The sequence below is a fragment of the Cesiribacter andamanensis AMV16 genome (assembly GCF_000348925.1).
GTDB lineage: Bacteria > Bacteroidota > Bacteroidia > Cytophagales > Cyclobacteriaceae > Cesiribacter > Cesiribacter andamanensis.
In genome coordinates, this window is the sequence record NZ_AODQ01000079.1 from 1 (window position 1) to 21,596 (window position 21,596).

Annotated in this window: 19 protein-coding genes and 1 pseudogene; 14 read left to right on the forward strand and 6 right to left on the reverse strand. The window is 56.0% G+C overall.

From position 1 onward, the window contains the following. Positions 1-1,007, reverse strand: a 1,007-nt coding sequence (locus ADICEAN_RS13915; protein WP_040397298.1) for a sensor histidine kinase, incomplete at its 3' end; no start/stop codon positions are given. Positions 1,008-1,342: 335 nt separating this feature from the next. Between ADICEAN_RS13915 and ADICEAN_RS21360 the strand changes: the two genes are divergently transcribed. The 10 genes from ADICEAN_RS21360 (at position 1,343) to ADICEAN_RS13965 (ending at position 13,528) form a co-directional block, all read left to right on the forward strand. Then, positions 1,343-1,933: a TetR/AcrR family transcriptional regulator gene (locus ADICEAN_RS21360; protein WP_009196258.1), complete on the forward strand. Its 591-nt coding sequence runs from the start codon at positions 1,343-1,345 to the stop codon at positions 1,931-1,933. Continuing rightward, a complete protein-coding gene (locus tag ADICEAN_RS13925) occupies positions 1,930-2,676 on the forward strand; it encodes an outer membrane lipoprotein-sorting protein (protein ID WP_009196259.1) in 747 nt (248 codons plus the stop codon). The genes ADICEAN_RS21360 and ADICEAN_RS13925 overlap by 4 nt, the downstream gene beginning before the upstream one ends. Before the next feature lie 2 nt (positions 2,677-2,678). Continuing rightward, positions 2,679-3,899 carry an ABC transporter permease gene (locus tag ADICEAN_RS13930; RefSeq protein ID WP_009196260.1) on the forward strand — a complete coding sequence of 407 codons (1,221 nt, stop codon included), beginning with the start codon at positions 2,679-2,681 and terminating at the stop codon, positions 3,897-3,899. A 2-nt stretch (positions 3,900-3,901) separates the two neighbouring features. Next, entirely contained in the window at positions 3,902-5,122 is a 1,221-nt protein-coding gene (locus tag ADICEAN_RS13935) for an ABC transporter permease (protein WP_009196261.1), read from the forward strand. 115 nt (positions 5,123-5,237) lie between these two features. Beyond that, positions 5,238-5,939, forward strand: a complete 702-nt coding sequence (locus ADICEAN_RS13940) for an ABC transporter ATP-binding protein (protein WP_009196262.1) — start codon at positions 5,238-5,240, stop codon at positions 5,937-5,939. Next, positions 5,926-7,125 (forward strand): hypothetical protein, encoded by a 1,200-nt coding sequence (locus ADICEAN_RS13945; protein WP_009196263.1) that lies wholly within the window; start codon positions 5,926-5,928, stop codon positions 7,123-7,125. The genes ADICEAN_RS13940 and ADICEAN_RS13945 overlap by 14 nt, the downstream gene beginning before the upstream one ends. Before the next feature lie 147 nt (positions 7,126-7,272). Beyond that, positions 7,273-7,884 carry a TetR/AcrR family transcriptional regulator gene (locus tag ADICEAN_RS13950; protein WP_009196264.1) on the forward strand — a complete coding sequence of 204 codons (612 nt, stop codon included), beginning with the start codon at positions 7,273-7,275 and terminating at the stop codon, positions 7,882-7,884. A gap of 168 nt (positions 7,885-8,052) precedes the next feature. After that, entirely contained in the window at positions 8,053-9,348 is a 1,296-nt protein-coding gene (locus tag ADICEAN_RS13955; RefSeq protein ID WP_051068867.1) for a TolC family protein, read from the forward strand. Positions 9,349-9,367: 19 nt separating this feature from the next. After that, positions 9,368-10,426, forward strand: coding sequence for an efflux RND transporter periplasmic adaptor subunit (locus ADICEAN_RS13960; protein ID WP_009196266.1), 1,059 nt, complete (start codon positions 9,368-9,370; stop codon positions 10,424-10,426). 3 nt (positions 10,427-10,429) lie between these two features. Beyond that, entirely contained in the window at positions 10,430-13,528 is a 3,099-nt protein-coding gene (locus tag ADICEAN_RS13965) for an efflux RND transporter permease subunit (RefSeq protein ID WP_009196267.1), read from the forward strand. Between the two features lie 70 nt (positions 13,529-13,598). Here ADICEAN_RS13965 and ADICEAN_RS21365 read toward each other — a convergent pair whose 3' ends face one another. The 3 genes from ADICEAN_RS21365 to ADICEAN_RS13985 all read right to left on the reverse strand — a co-directional run bounded on the left by ADICEAN_RS21365 (position 13,599) and on the right by ADICEAN_RS13985 (position 16,362). Then, entirely contained in the window at positions 13,599-14,339 is a 741-nt protein-coding gene (locus ADICEAN_RS21365; protein WP_009196268.1) for a hypothetical protein, read from the reverse strand. A gap of 306 nt (positions 14,340-14,645) precedes the next feature. Further along, positions 14,646-15,839 (reverse strand): lactonase family protein, encoded by a 1,194-nt coding sequence (locus tag ADICEAN_RS13980; protein WP_009196269.1) that lies wholly within the window; start codon positions 15,837-15,839, stop codon positions 14,646-14,648. 187 nt (positions 15,840-16,026) lie between these two features. Further along, positions 16,027-16,362, reverse strand: coding sequence for a DUF805 domain-containing protein (locus tag ADICEAN_RS13985; RefSeq protein ID WP_009196270.1), 336 nt, complete (start codon positions 16,360-16,362; stop codon positions 16,027-16,029). A 222-nt stretch (positions 16,363-16,584) separates the two neighbouring features. On the opposite strand from ADICEAN_RS13985, the gene ADICEAN_RS13990 reads away from it, so the two are divergent. The 3 genes from ADICEAN_RS13990 to ADICEAN_RS22350 all read left to right on the forward strand — a co-directional run bounded on the left by ADICEAN_RS13990 (position 16,585) and on the right by ADICEAN_RS22350 (position 19,242). Next, the gene (locus ADICEAN_RS13990; RefSeq protein WP_009196271.1) at positions 16,585-17,181 is read left to right on the forward strand and encodes a porin family protein; all 597 of its coding nucleotides are present in this window, start codon (positions 16,585-16,587) and stop codon (positions 17,179-17,181) included. Between the two features lie 138 nt (positions 17,182-17,319). Continuing rightward, a complete protein-coding gene (locus ADICEAN_RS13995) occupies positions 17,320-18,999 on the forward strand; it encodes a M28 family metallopeptidase (protein WP_009196272.1) in 1,680 nt (559 codons plus the stop codon). Positions 19,000-19,017: 18 nt separating this feature from the next. Continuing rightward, a complete protein-coding gene (locus ADICEAN_RS22350; RefSeq protein ID WP_152426438.1) occupies positions 19,018-19,242 on the forward strand; it encodes a hypothetical protein in 225 nt (74 codons plus the stop codon). 272 nt (positions 19,243-19,514) lie between these two features. On the opposite strand, the gene ADICEAN_RS14000 is transcribed toward ADICEAN_RS22350, so the two are convergent. Further along, entirely contained in the window at positions 19,515-20,513 is a 999-nt protein-coding gene (locus tag ADICEAN_RS14000) for an SDR family oxidoreductase (RefSeq protein WP_009196273.1), read from the reverse strand. A gap of 253 nt (positions 20,514-20,766) precedes the next feature. On the opposite strand from ADICEAN_RS14000, the gene ADICEAN_RS21370 reads away from it, so the two are divergent. Continuing rightward, entirely contained in the window at positions 20,767-21,315 is a 549-nt protein-coding gene (locus ADICEAN_RS21370) for a tail fiber protein (protein ID WP_009196274.1), read from the forward strand. On the opposite strand, the pseudogene ADICEAN_RS14010 reads toward ADICEAN_RS21370, so the two are convergent. Further along, positions 21,312-21,596 (reverse strand): annotated as a pseudogene (locus tag ADICEAN_RS14010) (hypothetical protein); the annotation flags it as partial. The gene ADICEAN_RS21370 and the pseudogene ADICEAN_RS14010 overlap by 4 nt on opposite strands.

The window sequence follows — 21,596 nt, forward strand, 5'->3', positions numbered from 1 at the left end:
TGCCAGCAGCCAATGGAAATGCTGCCGCCGGCAGGCGTAAATTTTATGGCATTGGAGATGAGGTTGCGCAGCACCAGGTGCAGGTGCTGATAATCGGCCCAGGCGGTAAGCCCGGGAGAAAGCTCATGGCTCAGGGAAACTCCCTTTTGTAAGGCAAGCGGTTTTAACAGGCCAATGACCTCTGGTATCAGAGTCTGCAGGCTTAGGGACTCCGGCCTGGGCTTAATGCCCTGCATTTGCGAGAGCGACCAGAGCAGCAGGTTGTTAAGGGTTGCATTCAGAAGTGTGGCCTGCCGTTCCAGTTTGCCCGTTAGCTGGTAAAACTCTTGCTGGCTCAGGAGTTTATTATTTACCAGCGACAATACCCCCAGCAGCGAATTCAGGGGGCTTTTCAGATCGTGGCTGATAATGGAAAGAAGTTTGGTCTGGGTGCTGTTCAGCTTTAATAATTCCTTTTGGTACTGGCGGGCAAGGCTGTAAAAAAAATCGGCAAAGATGCTGGTAAGCGTAATGGCAATGAGCAAATAGATGGGATATACTACAGTAAGTACGTGTGGCGGGTAGGGTTGCAGGGGTTCCTGCAGGCTGCTCATGGCTAGAACAAACAAAATTAGCAGCACCAGCACCGTCAGGTGTATATAGCTGCTTCGGGTTCGGTAAAAGAAGATATGGGCCAGCAGTATAGTGGGGATGGAGAGGAATAATATACCACTGTCCAAGCCCCTGATTAGCGAGATCAGCAGCATAATGCCATACAGGAGTATTAATAAAAAATGCCGGGCATGGCTGTGTTTTCCTTTTTTATTCAGGTAAAATATAAGGGGTAATAAAAGAGAGCTCAGCAGCAGAACGGGAATGGTAAACCTGTTGATTAGGGCCAGGGGGAGCAGAATAAAGTTTACAATGCCAAATACCACCAGTGTGGCTTTGTTGCTTAGTCGCACCAGGCCCTGCTCAAAGGAGTTGGTAGCCAGCATAGCCCCAATGCCGGAAAGCGTCTTCAACATTTTTTTAGATGACCAGGCTGCATGCTTCCTACAGGGATTTGGAAAGCCTTAATTCCTACCTAAAGTAAGTTATGCCTTACTATCTTCCTATTCCTTTAAATATAGAAAAGATGAGCTTAATGCCTGATAATCAGCAAAATTAAATTTTGATTAGCCTCCCTTGGCCGGGTAGGTATGCCTGCACCCATAGCCAACAAATGATGTAAATAAACTAGCTCCATCTGTTGACTCTAATCCGCTTCTTTACCACCTTTGTTCTGAAACTGACTGACCGGTCAACCAAAAATTTGTTTTGGGTTCAAAACGTATGTATGTCAGCCGAAAAGTAAAAACAGATGTCGCCCAGAACCCCCCATCAGAATAAAGAAATCCGAAAAGAGCGCCGGGAACAAATTCTGGAAACGGCCCTGCGCCTTTTTGCCGAAGGGGGCTATGCTGCTACCAGCATCAGCAAAATTGCCAGTGAGGCCGGGGTAGCCAAGGGGCTTATTTACAATTATTTTCCCAGCAAGGAAGCACTGCTAGAACAGATCATACACCTGGCCATGGAGAAAATGGCAGGGGTCTTCACCATTCTGCATCAGCAGGATAAACCGGAAGCAACTATCAAAGAGCTGCTGTACTATCTGCGGGATGCGCTGAAACAGGAGTTTCTGTTCTTAAAATTCTACAGCATGCTTGGCCCCCAGCTCTACGATAAACAGGAATTGCTGGAGACCTTTGCGGACCAAATGCAGGACTGGTACAGCAGCATGCATGCCCTAATGGCTGCCCTGGGTTATCAAAACCCGGAGCTGGAAACGCTTAAGTTCAGTGCCACCACCGATGGCATTACCCGCAACTATATTCTGATGAAAGAAGCTTACCCGCTGGATGCCATGATCGACTACCTGGTAGACAGCTACCAAAAGAATTTACCCTCATGAAAACCTTCACTACCCTGCTGGCCCTGCTGCTGCTGGCAACCGGGCCGCTTACGGCCCAGACCGCTACTGAAATTGTGCGCCTGGCCGATGAGAAAATGAAAGGCGAGAGCTCCATAGGTACCTTTACCATGGAAATTGTGCGCCCCAGCTGGAAGCGCAGCATTAGCATGAAAAGCTGGACCAGGGGAACCGATTACTCTCTTACCCTCATCACCGCCCCGGCTGCCGAAAAAGGAAAAGCCTTTCTGATGCGGCAGAACGAGATCTGGAACTGGGTGCCTACCGTAGACCGGGTCATCAAACTACCCCCTTCCATGATGATGCAGTCCTGGATGGGCTCCGATTTTACCAATGATGATCTGGTGAAGCAATCCTCCATCGTTACCGACTATACCCATACGCTGGTGGGTGAAGAGAAGATCGAGGGGCGGGAGGCCTGGATCATTGAGCTGCGGCCCCGGCCCGATGCCCCGGTGGTCTGGGGCAAGATCCGCGCCTGGATCACCAAAGGGGACTACCTGCAGCTAAAGGCCGAGTATTATGATGAAGATGATTTTCTGATCAACACCCTGCTGGCCTCACAGATCAAAACCCTGGGCGGGCGGGAAATTCCCAGCCGCCTGGAGATGATCCCCGATGGCAAGCCGGGCCATAAAACGGTGCTCATCTACCGGGAGATTCAGTTCAACCAGGAGATCCCCGACAGCTTCTTTAGTCTGCAAAACCTTAAACGTGTGCAATAGCCATGTTGTACCCCAAAATTGCCTGGCGAAACCTGTGGCGAAACCGCCGCCGTACGCTCATCACCATCAGCTCGGTGGTAGGAGCCGTGCTGCTGGCCATTCTCATGCAGTCCATGCAGTATGGGTCCTACGAGCGCATGATCCACAACGTAAGCGGCTTTTTTATTGGCGCCATGCAGGTACAGCAGCAGGACTACTGGCAGGAGCAGACCGTTGATAACAGCCTGCCCGCCTCCGAGGCGCTGCAGCAGCAGCTGGCAGGCCTGCGCAATGTAGCGGTGGTAGCCCCCCGCCTGCAGACCTATGCGCTGGCGGCCGGCCGGGAAAAGAGCCGTGCCGCCCTGGTGCTGGGCATTGATCCGGAGCAGGAAAAGGGGCTGATGCAGCCCCAGAACAAACTGGTGGCCGGCAGCTACTTCAGTGGAGCCAACGAGCAGGCCGTGTTGCTGGGCCGGGGCCTGGCCGAGTACCTGGGGCTGCAGCCCGGCGATTCGCTGGTGCTGCTGGGCGGTGGTTACCAGGGCAGCTCGGCGGCGGGCAAATACCTGATCAAGGGGCTGGTTTCCTATGGGCTGCCGGAAATCAACAACAACATGCTCTTTCTGCCGCTGGGCAGTATGCAGGCCTTTTTGGCGGCCCCCGAGCGGCTTACGGCCTATGCCATCTCAGTGGATAAGATCAACCGCCTGCCCTCCACCGAAAGTGAGGTGCGGGAGGTGCTGCCGGCCGGGCTGCAGGTGATGAGCTGGTCAGCCATGATGCCCGAGCTTGTGCAGGCCATTGAGGCCGATGCGGCCGGCAACATCATCATGCTGGCGGTGCTCTACATGGTGGTGGGCTTTGGTATTCTGGGCACGGTGCTGATGATGACCGCCGAGCGCAGGTATGAATTTGGCGTGCTGCTCTCCATTGGCATGCCACGCGCCACGCTGGCCCTGACAGTACTGCTGGAGCTGCTGCTGATAGCGCTGATCGGGGTGGTAATTGGCGCCCTGCTGGCCATTCCCATTGTGCTCTATTTTCACCATAACCCTCTGGAGCTGAGCGGGGCTGCCGCTCAGGCCATTGAAGAAATGGGCTGGGAAGCAGTTGTTCCCTTTTCTACCGACCCCAGCCTGTTTCTCTGGCAGGCCTGCATTATATTGGCGCTCACCCTGCTGCTGGCCTTCTATCCCATGCTGCACATCTTTCGTCTCAATCCTGTTCAATCCATGCGAGAGTAGCCATGTTTACCATAATTAAAATAGCCTGGAAAAACATCTGGAGAAATCCCGGGCGCAGCCTGGTGATCATTGTATCGGTGGTGCTGGGGGTGTGGGCGTCGCTCTTTATCATTTCCTTCTCCAGTGGCATGAACGAACAGCGCATCCGCGATCTGCTGCAAAACTATACCGGCCATGTGGTGATTCAGCATCCCGACTATACCCGGGAAGCTACAGTTACTTCTGTACTGAGCGAAACGCAGCAAGCCAGGGCCCTGCTGGCCCGGCATCCGCAGGTACGGGGCTGGACGGCCCGCACCCTGGCCGCCGGCATGGCCCAAACCTCTGCAGGCAGCTATGGAGTAAAGATTCTGGGCATCGATACCCTACAGGAGCAGGGCGTCACCAACTTTCACCGCCTGCTGCAGGAGGGCGATTTTTTGCAGAGCTTTGTACGCAACCCGGTGGTGGTGGGCGAAAAGCTGGCCACTCGTTTAAAGCTGAGCCTGCGCTCCAAACTGGTGCTTAGCTTTCAGAACCTGGAAGGGGAGATCACGGCCGGAGTCTTCCGCGTATCGGGGATCTACCGCAGTAACAATTCGGTTTATGACGAAGGCCATGTGTACGTGCGCCAGGCCGATCTGCAGGCACTGCTGGGAGATTCCCAGGCCGTGCATGAACTCTTTATCCTCACAGAAGACTATGAGCAGGCCCAAGGCCTGGCCAGCAGCCTCAACGAGCAGCTGCAGCAGGACAGGGCCCGTCACTGGGCCGAAATCTCTCCGCAGCTGGCCTATATGAACGAGGCCATGCAACAGTTTTTGCTCATCTTCATCGGCATCATCGCCCTGGGGCTTACGCTGGGCATCATCAATGTAATGCTGATGGCCATCCTGGAGCGCAGCCGGGAGCTGGGCATGCTCATGGCCATTGGCATGAGCCGCCGCCGGCTTTTTGGCATGATCACCGCCGAAACCCTGCTGCTTTCCTCCGTAGGTCTGCCCCTTGGGCTGCTGCTTACGTACCTGACGTTGCAATATTTTCGGCAGCGGGGCATCGATCTGAGTGTGGTATCCGAGGGCATGGCCTCCTTTGGCTATGAAACAAGGGTGATACCCCATCTGGAAGGGGCCTATTACTGGCAGGTTGCCCTTATTATTCTGTTCACTACCCTGCTGGGATCGCTCTATCCTTCCCTGAAAGCCCTGAAGTTAAAACCGGTAGAGGCGATGCGGAGGCTATAAGGCCAGCAGAAGGGCCTGCGCTCCTGTACCGCATGGCTTCTCGCAAAGGGGGTGAGCCTCCTTTCTGCCCGGCCCCCCGACCCCTAAAAAAAACAGCAAGCAAGACAGTAGCACTATGGCAATCATTCAGCTAAGCAACATCAGCAAAACCTATCAGGAAACCAAGGTGCCGGTGCACGCGCTCAACGGCATTAGCCTGGAAATTGAAAAGGAGGAGTTTACGGCCATTGTGGGCCCCTCGGGATGCGGCAAAACCACGCTGCTCAACCTTATTGGCGGGCTGGACCATCCCAGCTCCGGCAGGGTAGTACTGGATGGCACCGACATTACCCGGCTAAAAGACAGCCGGCTCATTGATTTTCGGTTGCACAAGATCGGCTTTGTGTTTCAGGCCTATAACCTCATACCGGTGCTGACGGCCCTGGAAAATGTGAGCTTTATCATGCAGCTGCAGGGCCGGCCTGAGAAAGAAATACGGGAGCGTGCCCGGCGGCTGCTGGAGCATGTAGGCCTGGGCGATCGGATGCACAACCGGCCCAATGAGCTCTCCGGAGGACAGCAGCAGCGTGTGGCCGTAGCCCGGGCGCTGGCCTCCCGGCCGGTTTTTGTGCTGGCCGATGAGCCCACCGCCAACCTGGACTCCAGCGCAACGGCCAGGCTGCTGGATATGATGGCGCAGCTGAACCGGGAAGAGGGCATGACCTTTCTGTTCAGCACCCATGATCACCGGGTCATTGAGCGGGCCCGGCGGGTAATAACGCTGGAGGATGGCAAGGTGGTAAGCGATACCAAATCCCTGCAGTATGAAGCCCGATAAGCGGTTCACCGGCTTTTTGTGCCTCCTGCTGCTGGCAGTACCCTGTCTGGCAGGGGCCCAGGAAGCCGATACGCTTGGCGCCTTTCCGGAAGAAAAAACACCCCTTGTGCGGCTGGATGGGTATGTAAAGGAGCTGGCCATGCTCAGCTTTACCAACCAGCTCACCAATGTTCAGTATGATAATATCATTCACAGCCGCCTGAACTCCCATTGGACCTTTGGACCCAGGCTCACCGGCAAAGCCGATTTGCGGGTACGCCTCTTTAACGGCAGCACCGTACGCAACACCCCCGGCTACGGAGGGGTTCTGGGAGAAGACCAGGGGGTGATGGACCTGAGCTGGGTGCCCCTTGATCAGCCGCAGGCCCTGCTGCATGCCCAGATAGACCGTCTCTACCTGGACTGGGAAGAAGAAAAATGGAGCCTGCGGGCCGGCCGGCAGCGGGTAAACTGGGGCAAGACCTATGTTTGGAACCCCAACGACCTCTTCAATGCCTTTGCCTACCTGGATTTTGATTATGAAGAACGCCCCGGGGCCGATGCCATCCGCTTTCAGTACTATAGTTCCTTTGCCTCCGGCTATGAGCTGGCATACCAGCCCCATCGGGACTGGTCCAGAAGTATAGTAGGGGGTATGTACCGCGGCAATTACAAGGGCTATGATTACCAGCTGCTGGCCGCACATTACCGGCAGGAGCTGGCCCTGGGTGGGGGATGGGCGGGCAATATCAAAACGCTGGGCTTCAAAGGAGAAGCCACCTACTTCCGGTCGGAGGGCCGCTTTCTGAAAGAGCCCGGCTATTTGCTGGCCTCCATGGGGCTTGATTATGCCTTTTCCAATTCTCTTTATGTGCAGGCAGAGGGACTCTACAATGGCAGTCCCCTGGTGCGCCAGCCAGGGGTAGGGCTGTTTGGCAGCAGCCAGATTGCCGCCAACAATCTTTTTCCCTCCCGGGCGGCCCTTTTTCTGAATGCCAGCTATCCGCTGCACCCGCTGGTGGCGGTTTCGCTGGGGGGCATTCAGGGCTTTGAGCAGGATCTTCGCATCATTATCCCATCCGTAACTGTTTCCATTAGAGAAAACCTTGCCTTTCTGCTGATGGCCCAATTACTTCAGGCCCGGGAGCTGCGGGAGCTCAGGCTGAACCAGAATTTTTTATTTGGCCGGATAAAATGGTCTTTTTAGCCCCATGCACACCCGTACGATACCCCCTGTTTCGCATTCCTTCTCCCAAGCACCCATGCCTTGGCAGACCCTTTAAAAAAAATTATTTCTAAATCTTGTTGATTTACTAAACAGTGTTCAGTATGTTTGTGCTGTATACAATCTGCTATGGGAACCAAAGAACGGAAAGAGCGGGAACGGGAAGAATTAAGCGGGCTTATTCTGGCAGCCGCCCGGGAGATCTTCCTGGAGAAGGGTTATGAGCAAACCAGCATCCGGAACATAGCCGACCGTATTGAATATAGCCCCGGTACTATTTATCTCTATTATAAAGATAAAGATTCCATCTTTCATGCCCTGCAGCAGGAAGGGTTCAGCCGTTTTGGCCAGCAGATGATGGTGCTGCAGGCTGTAGCAGATCCCTATGAGCGCTTGAAAGCCATGGGGAGGGTTTACCTGAAGTTTGCCAAGGAAAATCCCGATTATTACGATCTGATGTTTGTAATACGGGCTCCCATGAAAGTTTTGGATGATGAGGAATGCTGGAACGAAGGTCAAAATTCCTTTAATTTTCTGGTAAGCGTGGTAGCCGAATGCAAAGAGCATGGCCGCTTTGCGTGCTGCGATCCGGAAGAACTGGCGTATGTTATCTGGTCTACCCTGCATGGTATGGTAACGCTCGATATCCGGGGGCGCTGCCGGGTGGTGAGCGATGAGAAGCGGGAAGACATTGAAGAGCGGGGTTTTAAAGCGCTCCTTCATCTGCTTTCCCATATTTAGATCCCCTGTTTCAGGTGCTGCTCTCAGGAGCAGATTTTTTTGCCCTTAAACTGAACACTGTTCATAATAACCACACCGTTAATCAACATGAAATCCCCCATCCCTTTACCCCCATTTTTTGCCGTTCTGCTAGTCTTGATGGCCGGCGCATTGCAGGCGCAATCCCCTTTGGACGCCTATGTGCAGCAGGGGCTGCACAGCAACCTGCTGCTGCAGCAAAAACACCTTGGCCTGGAGAAGGCCCAGTATTCCCTCAAGGCGGCCAGCAGCCTGTTTATGCCCTCAGTAGGGCTTAGCGGCACCTATACCCACGGGCAGGGGGGGCGTACCATTGCCATCCCCGTAGGCGATATGCTCAACCCGGTGTATGCTACCCTTAACCAGCTTACCGAGAGCCAGCATTTTCCCCAGATCGAAAATGTGGAACAAAGCTTTTTTCCCCGCCACTTTTACGATGTACGCATGCGCACCAGCATGCCCCTGCTGAACACCAGCCTGCAGCACAACCGCAGCATCCGGCAGGAGCAGCTGCAGCTGCAGGAGTGGGAAGTAAAGATTTATGAGCGGGAGCTGATTCTCCACATCAAGCAGGCCTACTGGGGCTACCTGAGTGCTCTGGAGGCCGTTAGAATCTGGGAAAGTGCGTTGGAGCTGGTACAGAAAAACCTGGCTGTTAATGAATCGCTGCTGCGCAACGGCAGCGGACTGCCCGCATCGGTGCTGCGGGCCCAAAGTGAGCTGGAAGGGGTAAAGGCCCAGCTGCTGGAGGCCCAAAATAAGGCCCACACCGCCCAGCGCTACTTTAACTTTTTGCTGAATCGGGACCAGACCAGTGCCATTGAGGCGGTAGAACGCCCAGATGAAAGGCTGGAAAAGATTCCCCAGTTGCTGCTGCAGGCCGAAGGGGAGGAGGGAGGTAGCCGGGAAGAGCTGCAGCAGCTGCGTACCGGTGAGCGCCTGCAGAGCAGCCTGCTGCGCCTCAGCCAGCAGCAGGGGGTGCCTACCGTGGGTGCTTTTCTGGACCTTGGCCTGCAAGCCGAGAACATGGCCTATACCAAACAGGCCCCTTATTTCCTGATGGGACTTTCCCTGGATATGCCCCTTTTCTCCGGCTTCCGCAACCGCTATGAGGTACGCCAGGCCCGGCTGGACCTGAAAAGCAGCCAGTTGCAGCTGGACCATACCCGGCAGCAGCTGCAGCTGGCCGCCAGGACAGCGCGCAACGAGCTGGCCACTGCCTACCAGCACCAGGCCGCCGCCCGCCAGCGGCTGATAGCCGCCACCAGTTACTTTCGCCTGCTGGAGCGGGGCTATGCCGAAGGCACCTATTCCCTCATTGAGTTTATTGATGCCCGCAACCAGCTTACCAGCGCCCAGCTGCAGCAAAGCATTACCACCTACCAGGTGCTGAGCGCTCTGGCCCAGTACGAGCGGCAAACCGCCCACACTACCCAACATCCCTAAGCCATTTTACCTTTTTATCATGAAATCCCTATCCCTATCTACCCTTTTGCTCCTGTTGGCCGGTCTGCTGCTACAGGCCTGCAACAGTGCCGAAAGCAGCACCCCGCTACCCACTGCCGGCGAGGCCATTCCCGTAACCCTGCTTGCCCTGCAACAGCAGCACGTGCAGCAGCCCATCACCGCCTCGGGCCAGTTTACCACGGACGATGAAACAGTACTTTCCTTTAAAACCGGTGGCATTGTACGCCAGGTGCTGGTAAAGGAAGGCGAGCGGGTACGCCGCGGCCAGCTGCTGGCTACCCTGGACCTTACCGAAATACAGGCAGGGGTTCAACAGGCCGAGCTGGGGTATGAAAAAGCCAAACGCGACTTTGCCCGGGCGCAAAACCTCTACCGCGACAGCGTGGCAACACTGGAGCAGTACCAGAATGCCCAAACCGGCCTGGCCCTGGCCGAGCAGCAACTAAGGGCAGCCCGCTTTAACCTGGGCTTTTCCGAAATACGGGCGGTGGCCGATGGTTTCGTGCTGAAGCGGCTGGTCAATCCCGGCCAGCTGGTTGCCTCCGGGGCTGCCGTGCTGCGCACCAATGGGGCCGGCAGGGGGGAGTGGCTTTTTCGCATTTCCCTAAGCGATAAAGATTGGGCTCGGGTAGAGGTGGGCGATAGCGCCAGCCTGCAGACCGATGCCCTTCCCGGCCACACACTACAGGCCCTGGTGGTGCGCAAAGCCGAAGGGGTAGACCCCCAAAGCGGCGCGTTTGGCCTGGAGCTAAAGGTGCTGAATCCGCCCGCGCGTCGGCTGGCGTCCGGCCTTTTTGGTACCGCCCAGCTGCGCCCCTCCCACAGCAGCACCCTCTGGCGCATACCCCACGAAGCGCTGCTGGATGGCCATGCCAGCAAGGGCTGGGTGTTTATCACCAAAGACAATAAACGGGCGCAAAAAGTAGCCGTTTCCCTGGCCGGGCTGGATGGCCAGTGGGTGTACGTTAGCAGCGGCCTGGAAGGCGCCCAATCGCTCATTACCCGGGGCAGCGCTTACCTCACCGATAGTTCTCTCATCATCCCTCAACAACCCTAAGCCATGAAAATAGCAACCTACGCCGTTAAGAATTACCAGTTTACGCTGGTGATCTTTCTGATGATTGTGGCGCTGGGCGTTACAACCCTGCTCACCATGTCCCGCAGCGAAGATCCGGAGATCCGGGCCCCGCAATTTCCCATTGTTATTATCTATCCCGGCACCAGCCCGCAGGATATGGAAGAGCTGGTGGTAGACCCCATTGAAAAAAAGATTTCTGAGCTGGAGGATATTAAGAAGATCAAGAGCACCATCAGCGATGGGGTGGCCGTGATTGAGGTGCACTACAAGTACGAGAGCGATGTGGACAACAAGCACCAGGAGCTGATCCGCGAAGTAAGCGGCATGCGCCAGGAGCTGCCCCGTGATATTTACAGCATTGACGTAAAGAAGATCAGCCCTTCGGATGTAAACATCCTGCAGCTGGGCCTGGTCTCAGAAAATGCCTCCCGGGCGGCCCTGAAAAAAGCAGCCGAAGGCCTGCAGAAAGAGCTGGAGAAAATTCCGGCACTTAAAAATGTAGAGATCTGGGGCCTGCCCAACGAAATCGTGCGGGTAGACCTGCGGCTGGAAAAGCTGGCTCACCTGGGCCTGCCACTAAATGCGGTGCTGGGATCGCTGCAGAGCGAAATGGCCAACATTCCCGGCGGTAGCCTGGAGGCCGGCACCAAAGCCTTTAACATCAAAACAGGCGAAAACTTCAATTCGGCCGAGGATGTGGCCAATACCATTGTGTATGCGGCTGGTGGCAAGAATATCTTGCTGAAAGAAGTGGCCGAGGTGCAGTACGATCATGAAGAAGAAAAGCACATTACCCGCCTCAACGGGCACCGGGCGGTATTTGTAACGGCCGCCCAAAAATCGGGCAACAACATCTCGCAGGTGCAGCAGGCCTACCTGCCTGTGCTGGAAGCCTATGGCAAAAGCCTGCCGGCCAATATTGAGCTGGTACAGAACTTTGATCAGGCGGCCAATGTAAACCGGCGCCTGGGCCAGCTGGGTACCGATTTTCTCATTGCCATTCTGCTGGTTTCCATTACCCTGCTACCGCTGGGAGGCAGGGCGGCCTTTATTGTCATGATCTCCATTCCCCTTTCGCTGGCCATTGGCCTGGTGCTCCTGAACGTTATGGGCTATAACCTCAACCAGCTGAGCATTGTGGGTCTGGTAGTGGCCCTGGGCCTGCTGGTAGACGATAGCATTGTGGTGGTAGAAAATATAGAGCGCTGGCTGCGCCAAGGGCACAGCCGGGTGCAGGCTACCCTTATGGCCACCAAGCAAATTGGCCTGGCGGTGGTGGGCTGTACCGTTACGCTTATCATTGCTTTTATGCCCCTGGTGTTCATGCCCGAGGGCGCCGGCGATTTTATCCGCAGCCTGCCCATGGCGGTGATCAGCTCCGTGCTGGCCTCTATGCTGGTATCGCTCACCATTATCCCTTTTCTGGCCAGCCGCCTGCTGAAAGAAAAAGGGGGGCATCCGGAGGGGAATCTCTTTATGCGCTCCATCCAGACCCTGATTCACCGCAGCTACGCCCCCCTGCTCAACAGGGCCCTGCAGCGCCCGCTGCTAAGCCTGCTGGTAGCGGCGGTTCTGTTCGGCGGCTCGCTGCTGCTCTTTCCGGTCATTGGCTTTAGCCTTTTTCCCATGTCGGAGAAGCCCCAGTTTCTGGTAAATGTAAAAGCCCCCCTGCAGGCCAACCTAGCCTACACCAATGCGGTAGCCCGTGAGGTAGAGGCAGAGCTGGGCAACATACCCGACGTTACCTATTATGCCACCAATGTGGGCAAGGGCAATCCGCGCATTTACTACAATGTAATTCCGGAAAACGAACGGCAGGATTTTGCCCAGATCTTTGTGCAACTGAAGGAAAATACCTCCATGGCCCGCAAGCTGGAAATCACCGAAGCCCTGCGCCAGCGCTTTAGCCGCTATCCCGATGCCAAAATTGAAGTGAAAAACTTTGAGCAGGGGCCGCCCATGACAGCCCCCATTGAAGTGCGGCTGGCCGGCAACAACCTGGATAGCCTGCGGATACTGGCCGCCCGGGTGGAGGGGCTGCTGAAAAATACCGAAGGTACCCTTTATGTGACCAACCCGGTTGCTAACCTGAAATCCGACATCAAGGTGGATATCAATAAGGAGAAAGCCCGCATGCTGGGGGTAAGCTCGGTAGACATTGCCCGTACGGTGCGCCTGGCCATAGCCGGTATCGCTGTGGGCACGTTTTCCGATGCCGATGGCGAAGACCGGGCCGTGGTGGTCACCACTCCCAAGGGGGAGCGGGCCACGCTGGCAGCCTTCGATCACCTGCACGTAAACACCGCTCAGGGAGGGGCCGTTCCGCTCAAGCAGCTGGCCGACCTAAGCCTGGATGCTTCCCCCCTTACCATCAACCATTACGATAAAACCCGCATGGTGAGCGTATCGGCCTTTGTGCACAAAGACCTGCTGCTGGACCGGGTGCTGGACGACGTAATCGAAAAAATGGATAAGCTAGAGCTGCCCGAAGGCTATAGCTATAGCATGGGGGGTGAAATTGAATCCCGGCAGGAGTCGTTTGGCGGCTTTGGTACCGTGATAATCGTTACGGTTTTCCTGTTCATTGCCGTGCTGGTGCTGGAGTTCAAAACCTTTAAAAGCACCCTTATTGTGCTTTCGGTAATTCCGCTGGGCATCGTGGGGGCAGTGCTGGCGCTGCTGCTAACGGGCAATTCGCTCTCGTTTGTGGCCATTATCGGGCTGATAGCCCTGGCAGGGATCGAGGTAAAGAACTCCATACTGCTGGTAGACTTTACCAACCAGCTGCGCCAGCAGGGCCGTAGCCTGGAAGAGGCCATTCGGGAAGCCGGTGAGGTGCGCTTTCTGCCCATTGTGCTCACCAGCCTGACCGCCATAGGAGGGCTGCTGCCCATTGCCCTCTCCAGCAACCCGCTCATCTCGCCTCTGGCCATCGTACTCATTGGCGGGCTCATTAGCTCTACGCTGCTTTCGCGCATTGTAACACCGGTCGTTTACAAGCTTATCCCACCCCTGGTAGAAGGGCCCGAAGAAGGGGAGACTACCGTAGTAGTACAGGAACAGGAGGCTGTACTGGCCTGAGGTATTTTACGAGCAGCAAGGGCTGTGGTATCTTCCCTGGCAGGGGGAGGTAGTAGTGATATGCGCCAGATTATGAACAGCTCTGCTGGCGAAGGGAGGGGGCGGCTTCTGCGGGTGCCGGTATAGTCTGGCTGGCAGGCCGTAGTTGCGCTACAGCATTGCGCGGGTATAGAAACGAGATGAAGAGATAAGCGCTCAGCAGAAATTCCTGAATCTCCCAGGCGCTGTTGTAGCGGGGAATGGTGTGGTAGAGCAGAAACAGCGCAAAGTAGGCAACACTTTGCTGCCAGTAAGGGATGGGGGCCTGCAGGCGGTTGGCCAGGCGCCTAAAGCCGGCATGGCGGCTATACAGCAGCGGTCCAAGCAGGTAAAAACTGATCACAGCCGCATAAAGGCCGGTACCAAAGATCACCCGGTTCCAGTCAAATCCCCAGAGGGTAAGGTTATGAATGGTGGTTTCCTGCTGAAAATTCACCGACTGCATGCTTTCCGGTGTGCTAAAGCCCAAAATGCGCTGTCCCCAGGAGATCTCTTCGCCCGCCCCAAAAAAGAAGAGCAGGCTTGCCCCGGCATACAAAAACGTTACCAGGCGGGTGGGGGCACTATAGGCCCGCAGGGCACACAGCAGGGAGGTAGCAAGCAGCATAATGGCCGTAAGATTTTCAACTACCCCATCTTCAGTAGAAAGTCGGTAGTAGAGGGGGCTTTTAAGCAGAAACAGCACATACATGCCGATCACCAGCGCAGTGCTTAGCAAAAAAAGAAGGTTAGCCAGCGTTTTGGCTGATGAAGAAAAGGGAGAATTGGTCATGATCTTGGGCCAGCCGCTGGGGCACTGGCATAGTAGCTGGGTTAAAAAAGTAAGGTCTCAGTTGCCATATACGGCTAACAGCCGGTTAAGGCTGCCTGCACAACATACGCAGGCCGGAAGGAGCGTAAAAAAGGGGGCTGGCGGCAATCAGTTCTCATCCGGCCTCCCTCAGCCGCTACAGGCCCTGTTGGCGGTGCAAACTTAGTCCACTTTCTGCTAAAAGCCAGTCAATGGGCGCAAATAGTGGCCCGGTTTTCCATAACCGGCACCCCTCTGCCGGGAGTGGTAAAGAACTGCAAATACATATCAGGAGTTTTCTGCCGGAAGCAGCAGCAGGTACACCGGCTTGCTTACCTCAATTTTAGTATCGGTAGCTCGTAGCTTGCCGCTCTCGGCATCGCGCGCAAACACCACAATGCTATCGCTGTCCTGGTGGGCTACCAGCAGCCAGCGCCCGCTGGGGTCAATCACAAAGTTACGGGGAGTTTTGCCGCCGGAGGGCTGGCGGCCAACCAGGCTCAGGCTGCCATCGGCTGCGTTTATGGCGTAGATCACAATCTCATTGGCATCGCCCCGGTTTGAGGCATACAGAAAACGGCCATCGGGCGAGATCCGCACTTCGGCTCCGCTTACTTTCCCTGTAAAATCAGGTGCCGTCATGGAAATGGTCTGCATCAGCTCGGGGGTGCCCTCGTTCCAGCGATACACGGCCATGCTGCCGCTGAGCTCCTGCACCAGGTACACATACTGGCCCGAGGGCCCGAAGATCAGGTGGCGGGGGCCGGTGCCGGCTTCTACAGCTACAAAGGGGGGATCGGCAGGGGTCAGGGGTTGTTCGGCCCTGCCACTAAAGGTATAGAGGTTGATCTTGTCGGTGCCCAGGTCGCCGGCCAGCAGATGCTGCCCGTTGGGGCTTAGCACCACCGAGTGCACATGAGGCTTTTCCTGCCGTTCCTTGTTCTGGCTGCTGCCCTGGTGCTGCACCACCTGCACCGGGGCGCCCAGCCGGCCCTCCCCTTCAATGGGCAGTACCCCTATGCTGCCCCCGGTGTAGTTGGCTACCAGCAGGTGCCTGCCGTCGGGTGAAACGTTTAGATAGCAGGGATCGCCGCCGCCGGAGGGCTGCTGGTTCAGAAAGTCCAGCCGGCCGCTGCCGTTCTCCCAGCGAAAGGCGCTTACCATCCCTTCTTGGTCGCCCGAGTGTTCATTGACGGCATAGAGGTGGCGGCCATCGGGGCTGGCCTTGAGAAAGGAAGGGTTGCTAACGCCCCGGGCCGTATCCAGCGGACTGAGGGTGCCGTTTTGGGCATCCAGCGCAAAAACATAGATGCCTTCGCTTTTTCCCGAGGTATAGGTGCCTACCAGCAGGCGGTACGCCTGGGCGGATGGTGCTGTGTTCATAGCAGTGGTTTCAGGGGCTGCGGTCTCCTGGGGAGCGCTTGAGCAGGCAGCCATCAGGAGGGCCGGCAGCAGGGCAACAAAAAGGGTTTTGCAGGTCATAATCCGGTAGCGGGCAATTTGTTTGGTATAAGCAAAAAATCGGGCGGATGTTGCCAAGATACACATTTTCTCAGGGAGGCATTGCCTGCCGGCTTTTTATTCACCCACTCGGCCTGCAAAAAAAAGAGCGTCTGCCCGCTTCAGGAAGCAGGCAGACGCCCTAAGGGGTAGGGGGGCAGGGACAGCCTTAAGCCGCCACGCGCTCCTGTAGGTGCGAATCCGGACGCTTGGGGTCCGGGCCATACTCATTCGGGCCCTGATCACCTTCGGCAAACAGCATCCAGAGTCCGTAGAAGGGAATCAGCTGAAAGAAGCCGGAATTGCCGCGGTCGTGGCAGCGCTTGGCGCCTTGTGCCCACAGGAACCACAGCATGGGCACATACATCAGCAGGGCAATAAAGATGGTGGAGCTGCTTTCTACCAGCAGGTTGGCAACTACCGCAAAGGGCAGGTAGATCAGAAAGCTAATGCCATACTCCGTGCGGCGTATACGCCCATTAAAGGAAAATGGATTCTTGAACATAGCGGGTTAATTAGGGTGAGGACTTGTTTCTCGCAGGCAATATAGGTCTAATCCCTGTTTTGAACTGATATAGGTAATGTTTGCCATAAGATTGCAGTAAATATCCCGGCAGGGGGAAAGGATATTTTTGCAGTGGGTTCCCCTGGCAGAGCAGAGCCGCGCATACCCTTTTGGCCCCTGTTTTCGTTAGAGGCTTTTTGAACACCAGTATTTTTTTAGAAAATGAAACAGCTAACTCCCCTTTTTATAGCCCTTCTGAGCCTGCTGGCTGCAGGGGCACACGCACAGGATTTTATCAATTTCGGGCCCAAGGCCGGCTTTAGCGTAAACCGTTTCCAGGATCTGCAGGAAGCCGATCGGATCACCTACTCCAGCTTCAATACCGTATCGGCGGGGCTTTTTGCCCGGCTCAATCCCGGCCGGTTGTACCTGCAGCCAGAAGTCTATTACCTGGTGAAAGGCAGCAATTTTACGCGGCAGGACGCCGATCGCAGCAGTGGAAGCATCCGGCTGCAGACCCTGGACGCCCCCCTGCTGCTGGGCTACCACTTTATTAAAGGAACAGGCTTTAACCTGCGCGCTTTTGCCGGACCGGTCTTCAACCTCTATACAAAGGAATCGCAAAACGACCTGCGCCCCTGGGATCCGGAGCGCTATGCCATTCGGGAAGGGGTGCCCAGTGCGCAGGCAGGCGTGGGGGTTGACCTGCTGATGCTCACCCTGGATGCCCGCTGGGAGCGGGGCCTGCGCAAGATAAACGATGAGCTGGGCGTGCGCCCCAGCCAGTTTACCATCAGTGTAGGCTACAAGCTGTTTTAAGGAGCGGTTACCCATTTTTTTGGAGATGCACCCCAAGGGGGCTTATATTGGGGCTGAAACCTGGCCGGCTCCTGGCTTGCTGCAATTGCCTGATAGGCAGTAATAGCAGGAAAATTTGCCGGTCGTAACCCTTTTTTCATGAAAAAACACCCTGTGTACGGGCTGTTGCCCCTAGCCCTGGGGCTGCTGTTTAGCTGCCAGTCGGCCGATACTACTTCTTCTGTGCAGACCGATGAAGCGGCCGGCCTGGCTTCTTTTTCTGAAGCGAGCTACCGCACCTATGTTACCGCCCTGGCCTCCGATGAGCTGGAAGGCCGCAAACCCTTTACCGCCGGCGAAACCAAAACGCTGGCCTATCTGGAACAGGAGTTCAAAGCCCTGGGCGTAGCTCCCGGCAATGGCGATAGCTACCAGCAGGAAGTCTCCCTGGTAGAGATCCGTACCACTGCCGACCCAAGCATGGATGTACAGACCCCCAAGGGGGTACAGCGCCTCAAGGGGCGGGAGGACTATGTGATCTGGGCCGGTACCACCGAACCCAGCATACAGCTGCAGAATGCCGAGCTGGTCTTTGCAGGCTTTGGCATCGTAGCGCCTGAGTACGGCTGGAATGATTATGACGGCCTGGATGTAAAAGACAAGGTAGTGGTGGTGCTGGTGAACGATCCAGGCTTCTACACCAAAGATTCCTCCCTTTTCAAAGGCAGCGCCATGACCTACTACGGCCGCTGGACCTATAAATTTGAGGAAGCGGCCCGCCAGGGAGCCAAGGGCTGCCTGATCATCCACGCCACCGAGCCTGCCGGCTACCCCTTTGCCATTGTGCAGAACAACTGGAATACCGGCAAGCAGTACCTGGATACCCGCGCCAACCCCAGCTACAAATGCCCCATGGAGGGCTGGCTGAGCCAGGAAGCCGCCAGCCGCCTGCTGCAGGCCGCCGGCAGTAGTATGGAGGCCGCGCTGGAAAAAGCCCTTAAGCCTGATTTCAAACCCGAGCCGCTCAACATGCGCCTGAGCACCCGCATGACCACCGAAAGCCAGTATGCCAAATCCTACAACTTCATTGCCCGCATACCGGGCAGCGAGGCACCCGAGGAAACCATCATCTACACCGCCCACTGGGACCACCTGGGCATTGGCAAGCCTGATGCGAAGGGCGATAGTATCTTTAACGGAGCGGTAGACAACGCCAGTGGGGTAGCCGGGCTCATTGAGATTGCCAAAGCCTTTAAAAGCCTGCCCGAGCAGCCCCGCCGCTCGCTTGTCTTTCTGGCGGTAACGGCCGAAGAGCAGGGCCTTTTGGGTTCCGCCTACTATGCCCAGAACCCCATTTACCCCCTGGAGAAGACTGTAGCCAACCTGAATGTGGACATGCTGAACCCCTTTGGCCCTACCCGGGATATTGTGGTAATAGGCATGGGCCAGTCCGAGCTGGACGATTACCTGCAGGCCGAAGCCCAAAAAGCCGATCGCTACATTGTGGCCGAAAACACCCCTGAGGCAGGCCTTTACTACCGCTCTGACCATTTCAACTTTGCCAAGGCCGGCGTGCCTGCCCTCTTTACCGGCGCGGGCATCGACCATCTGGAGCGGGGCAAAGAGGCGAGCAGCCAGGACCAGCAGCGTTTTGTAAGCGAAATCTATCACAAAGCGGCCGACCAGGTAACCGGCGACTGGAACATGGAGGGCATCCTGAGCGACCTGCGCCTGTTCTTTAGCATGGGCCGTCGCCTGGCCTATGGTGCCGAATGGCCCGGCTGGAAAGAAGGGTCTGAGTTCAAAGCCACCCGCGATGCCCAGCAGGGCACCCGGTAAGGAGTATTCACCCTAAACATGAATCATCCCGAATTTTTTAATTGGGGGTTTTATGATAAAAACAGCCCCTGGACATCTCCAGGGGCTGTTTTTTTTCAACAGGTGTCGGTCATTGCGATGAAGCGTAGCGGAAGAAGCAATCTGGCAACAATGCGCATAGAAACCAGATTGCCGCACGGCGGACCGTTTCTCTTCGATCGCAAAGACTGGGCCTTTAGAAGCAAAAAGGGGATTGGAAAGTAATCCAATCCCCATTTTGCTTCTAATTTCATCCTTTCAAAATTAGGGATGATTCATGTTTATTATTGAGGTAGTCAGTCATTTCGACCAGCGCGGACGCCACTCGGGGAGAAATCTTGGATAAGACAGCTCGTTGGAAGTTAACTTACCAAGATCTCTCCTGCCGTCGAGAAGACAGCGTTTCTTTGTGCTTTCGGGCTAAAAAAAAACAGCAATCTGAGACCGTTTTACCCATTTCTAAAATTTCAGGATGGTTCATGTTTATTGGAGGCTTCTTACCGTTTTTTCATCCACACAAAGGCAGCGGCGCCCACGGCAGCGGCTACGGCGCCCGTAATGGCAGGGCGCATGGCGGCGCGGGTGTAGAGGCTGGTTTTCATCACATGGCCATCGTAATCGCCATGCACGCGGCCCCCTTCGCCATGCTCGTGCAGGCCATCGTCCTTAGGGCGGGCGGGCTTATCTTTATACTGCATCTTCGTCATCATTTTCTCACCCACCCAGTCCATCAGGCCGGGTACATATTTATTGGTGGCACTCATGATCTTACCTCCGCTGCCCACAAACAGGTCCCGTACGGGGTGGCTGGCGGCATGCAGAATGGCCGCTGCCACCTCTTCGGGCTCATAGACAGGTGGGGGCAGCGTAGTGGCCTTTTTAGAATAGTTCTTGGCATGCTCGGTATAAGGGGTATTGATAGCCGAGGGCTTGATAAGGGTTACGGAAATGCCGGCTACCTCATCGTCGAGCTCAATGCGCAGGGCATCGGTAAAGCCTTTTACGGCATGCTTGGTGGCCGAGTACATGCCCTGGATAGGGATGGCCACATCCGACAGCACACTGCCCAGGTTAATGATAGCCCCGCCCTTGTTTTTGAGGTGTTTGGCCGCAATGAGCGAGCCGTTTACCAGCCCCCAGAAGTTGGTGTCAAACAGGCGGCGGTTGTCCTCCTCGCTCACCTCTTCCAGGCGCCCGTAGATAGAGACGCCTGCATTGTTGATCCAGGTATCGAAGCCGCCAAACTCCTGTATGGCGGCATCGGCAATTTTTTGCACCTCTTCCCGCTTGCCTACATCGGCTACCACATGCAGGGCTTCGCCGCCTTCAGCTTTGATCTGCTGCTCCAGCTCCTGCAGGGCTTCCCTGTTACGGGCAGCCAGCACCAGCCGGGCACCCTTTTTTGCAGCGGCTTTTGCGGTGGCCAGGCCAATGCCGCTGGAGGCGCCGGTTATTACAATCACTTGATCACTGAGGGGTTTTAAGGATACTGCCATAGTGTTTTACAGATTAAAAAAGAATGCTTTGTTCCAGCCGAACAAGGCCTCCGCCCCTGTGGTGGCTGCCTTGTCCGGTACATGCTTAACTGATACATGCCCAAGAAGTTGGCAAAAAAAGAGTGAGCGGGCCAGCTAAAAGAACCAAGGGCACCCTGGCGAATGACCGCACCGGGAGCCAACAGGAAGCAGTGCCGGCGCTAGGGAATGTACGTATGTCTTGTTATCTTGAGAAAAACACCTGATCCTTTCTATGCTTGGTAGTCTGTTTTCTCCTGGCCAATCCCCTAAAAAACAATCGGAGGGGGTACTGGAGCCCATCCGCATGCCCGAAGCCTTTGGCAAACACCTGCAGGTGGTGCAGTGGTACAAAGCGGCTGGCGCATGGGTAAAGCCCGGCGATGTGCTGGCGGAGGTAGAGTCGGATATAGCCTGCTTTGAGCTGGAGACCGTTTCCAGCGGATACCTGCTGTACCAGGCCCCCCTGGGCCAGCCCATGGAAAAAGGCGATCTGCTGGCCATCATCGGCCCAAAGGATGCTGATATAAACCCCTTGCTACAAAACGAGCCCGAACGCCGGGCGCCCTTTATCAGCGGCATGGTAGGGGAGATCCGGCTGGTTGCTTTTGATGAGGTACCCCAAAACTGGCTGCCCTGCAATGGGGCATCCGTAGCGGTGGCCGATTATCCGGAGCTGTTCAGCGCCATTGGCAGCCGCTTTGGCATGGGCATTGACAGCTTTGCGCTTCCGGCCCTAAAAGCACCCGACCATCGGCTGCAGTTTATCATTTGTACGCACTAAGCCTGACCTGGACGGGGAAGTACCCCCATCCTGACCTTAGGCTGCCGTATCCATTCCCCTTCGGAAGGGCTAGCCAGGAGCGGCTCCACCTTCTCCTGCAGCCGGTCTGCCACAAAGCCCTGCTGCAGGTGCGGGGGCAGGCTGGCAACCAGCTGCCGGTAGGCCTCCAGGCCCAGCGCCTTGGCCACGTAGGCCTCGTGCAGGCCGTTGAGGTAGGCTACGATGCCCAGCAGTGATTCATGGAACAGCCCAAAATCAATGTCAGCTTCTACAAAGCGGTC

Coding starts and splice junctions, on each gene's coding strand:
- ADICEAN_RS21360 (WP_009196258.1), top strand. CDS start 1,343: ATGTCGCCCAGAACCCCCCATCAGAATAAAGAAATCCGAAAAGAGCGC.
- ADICEAN_RS13925 (WP_009196259.1), top strand. CDS start 1,930: ATGAAAACCTTCACTACCCTGCTGGCCCTGCTGCTGCTGGCAACCGGG.
- ADICEAN_RS13930 (WP_009196260.1), top strand. CDS start 2,679: ATGTTGTACCCCAAAATTGCCTGGCGAAACCTGTGGCGAAACCGCCGC.
- ADICEAN_RS13935 (WP_009196261.1), top strand. CDS start 3,902: ATGTTTACCATAATTAAAATAGCCTGGAAAAACATCTGGAGAAATCCC.
- ADICEAN_RS13940 (WP_009196262.1), top strand. CDS start 5,238: ATGGCAATCATTCAGCTAAGCAACATCAGCAAAACCTATCAGGAAACC.
- ADICEAN_RS13945 (WP_009196263.1), top strand. CDS start 5,926: ATGAAGCCCGATAAGCGGTTCACCGGCTTTTTGTGCCTCCTGCTGCTG.
- ADICEAN_RS13950 (WP_009196264.1), top strand. CDS start 7,273: ATGGGAACCAAAGAACGGAAAGAGCGGGAACGGGAAGAATTAAGCGGG.
- ADICEAN_RS13960 (WP_009196266.1), top strand. CDS start 9,368: ATGAAATCCCTATCCCTATCTACCCTTTTGCTCCTGTTGGCCGGTCTG.
- ADICEAN_RS13965 (WP_009196267.1), top strand. CDS start 10,430: ATGAAAATAGCAACCTACGCCGTTAAGAATTACCAGTTTACGCTGGTG.
- ADICEAN_RS21365 (WP_009196268.1), bottom strand. CDS start 14,339: ATGACCAATTCTCCCTTTTCTTCATCAGCCAAAACGCTGGCTAACCTT.
- ADICEAN_RS13980 (WP_009196269.1), bottom strand. CDS start 15,839: ATGACCTGCAAAACCCTTTTTGTTGCCCTGCTGCCGGCCCTCCTGATG.
- ADICEAN_RS13985 (WP_009196270.1), bottom strand. CDS start 16,362: ATGTTCAAGAATCCATTTTCCTTTAATGGGCGTATACGCCGCACGGAG.
- ADICEAN_RS13990 (WP_009196271.1), top strand. CDS start 16,585: ATGAAACAGCTAACTCCCCTTTTTATAGCCCTTCTGAGCCTGCTGGCT.
- ADICEAN_RS13995 (WP_009196272.1), top strand. CDS start 17,320: ATGAAAAAACACCCTGTGTACGGGCTGTTGCCCCTAGCCCTGGGGCTG.
- ADICEAN_RS22350 (WP_152426438.1), top strand. CDS start 19,018: ATGAATCATCCCGAATTTTTTAATTGGGGGTTTTATGATAAAAACAGC.
- ADICEAN_RS14000 (WP_009196273.1), bottom strand. CDS start 20,513: ATGGCAGTATCCTTAAAACCCCTCAGTGATCAAGTGATTGTAATAACC.
- ADICEAN_RS21370 (WP_009196274.1), top strand. CDS start 20,767: ATGCTTGGTAGTCTGTTTTCTCCTGGCCAATCCCCTAAAAAACAATCG.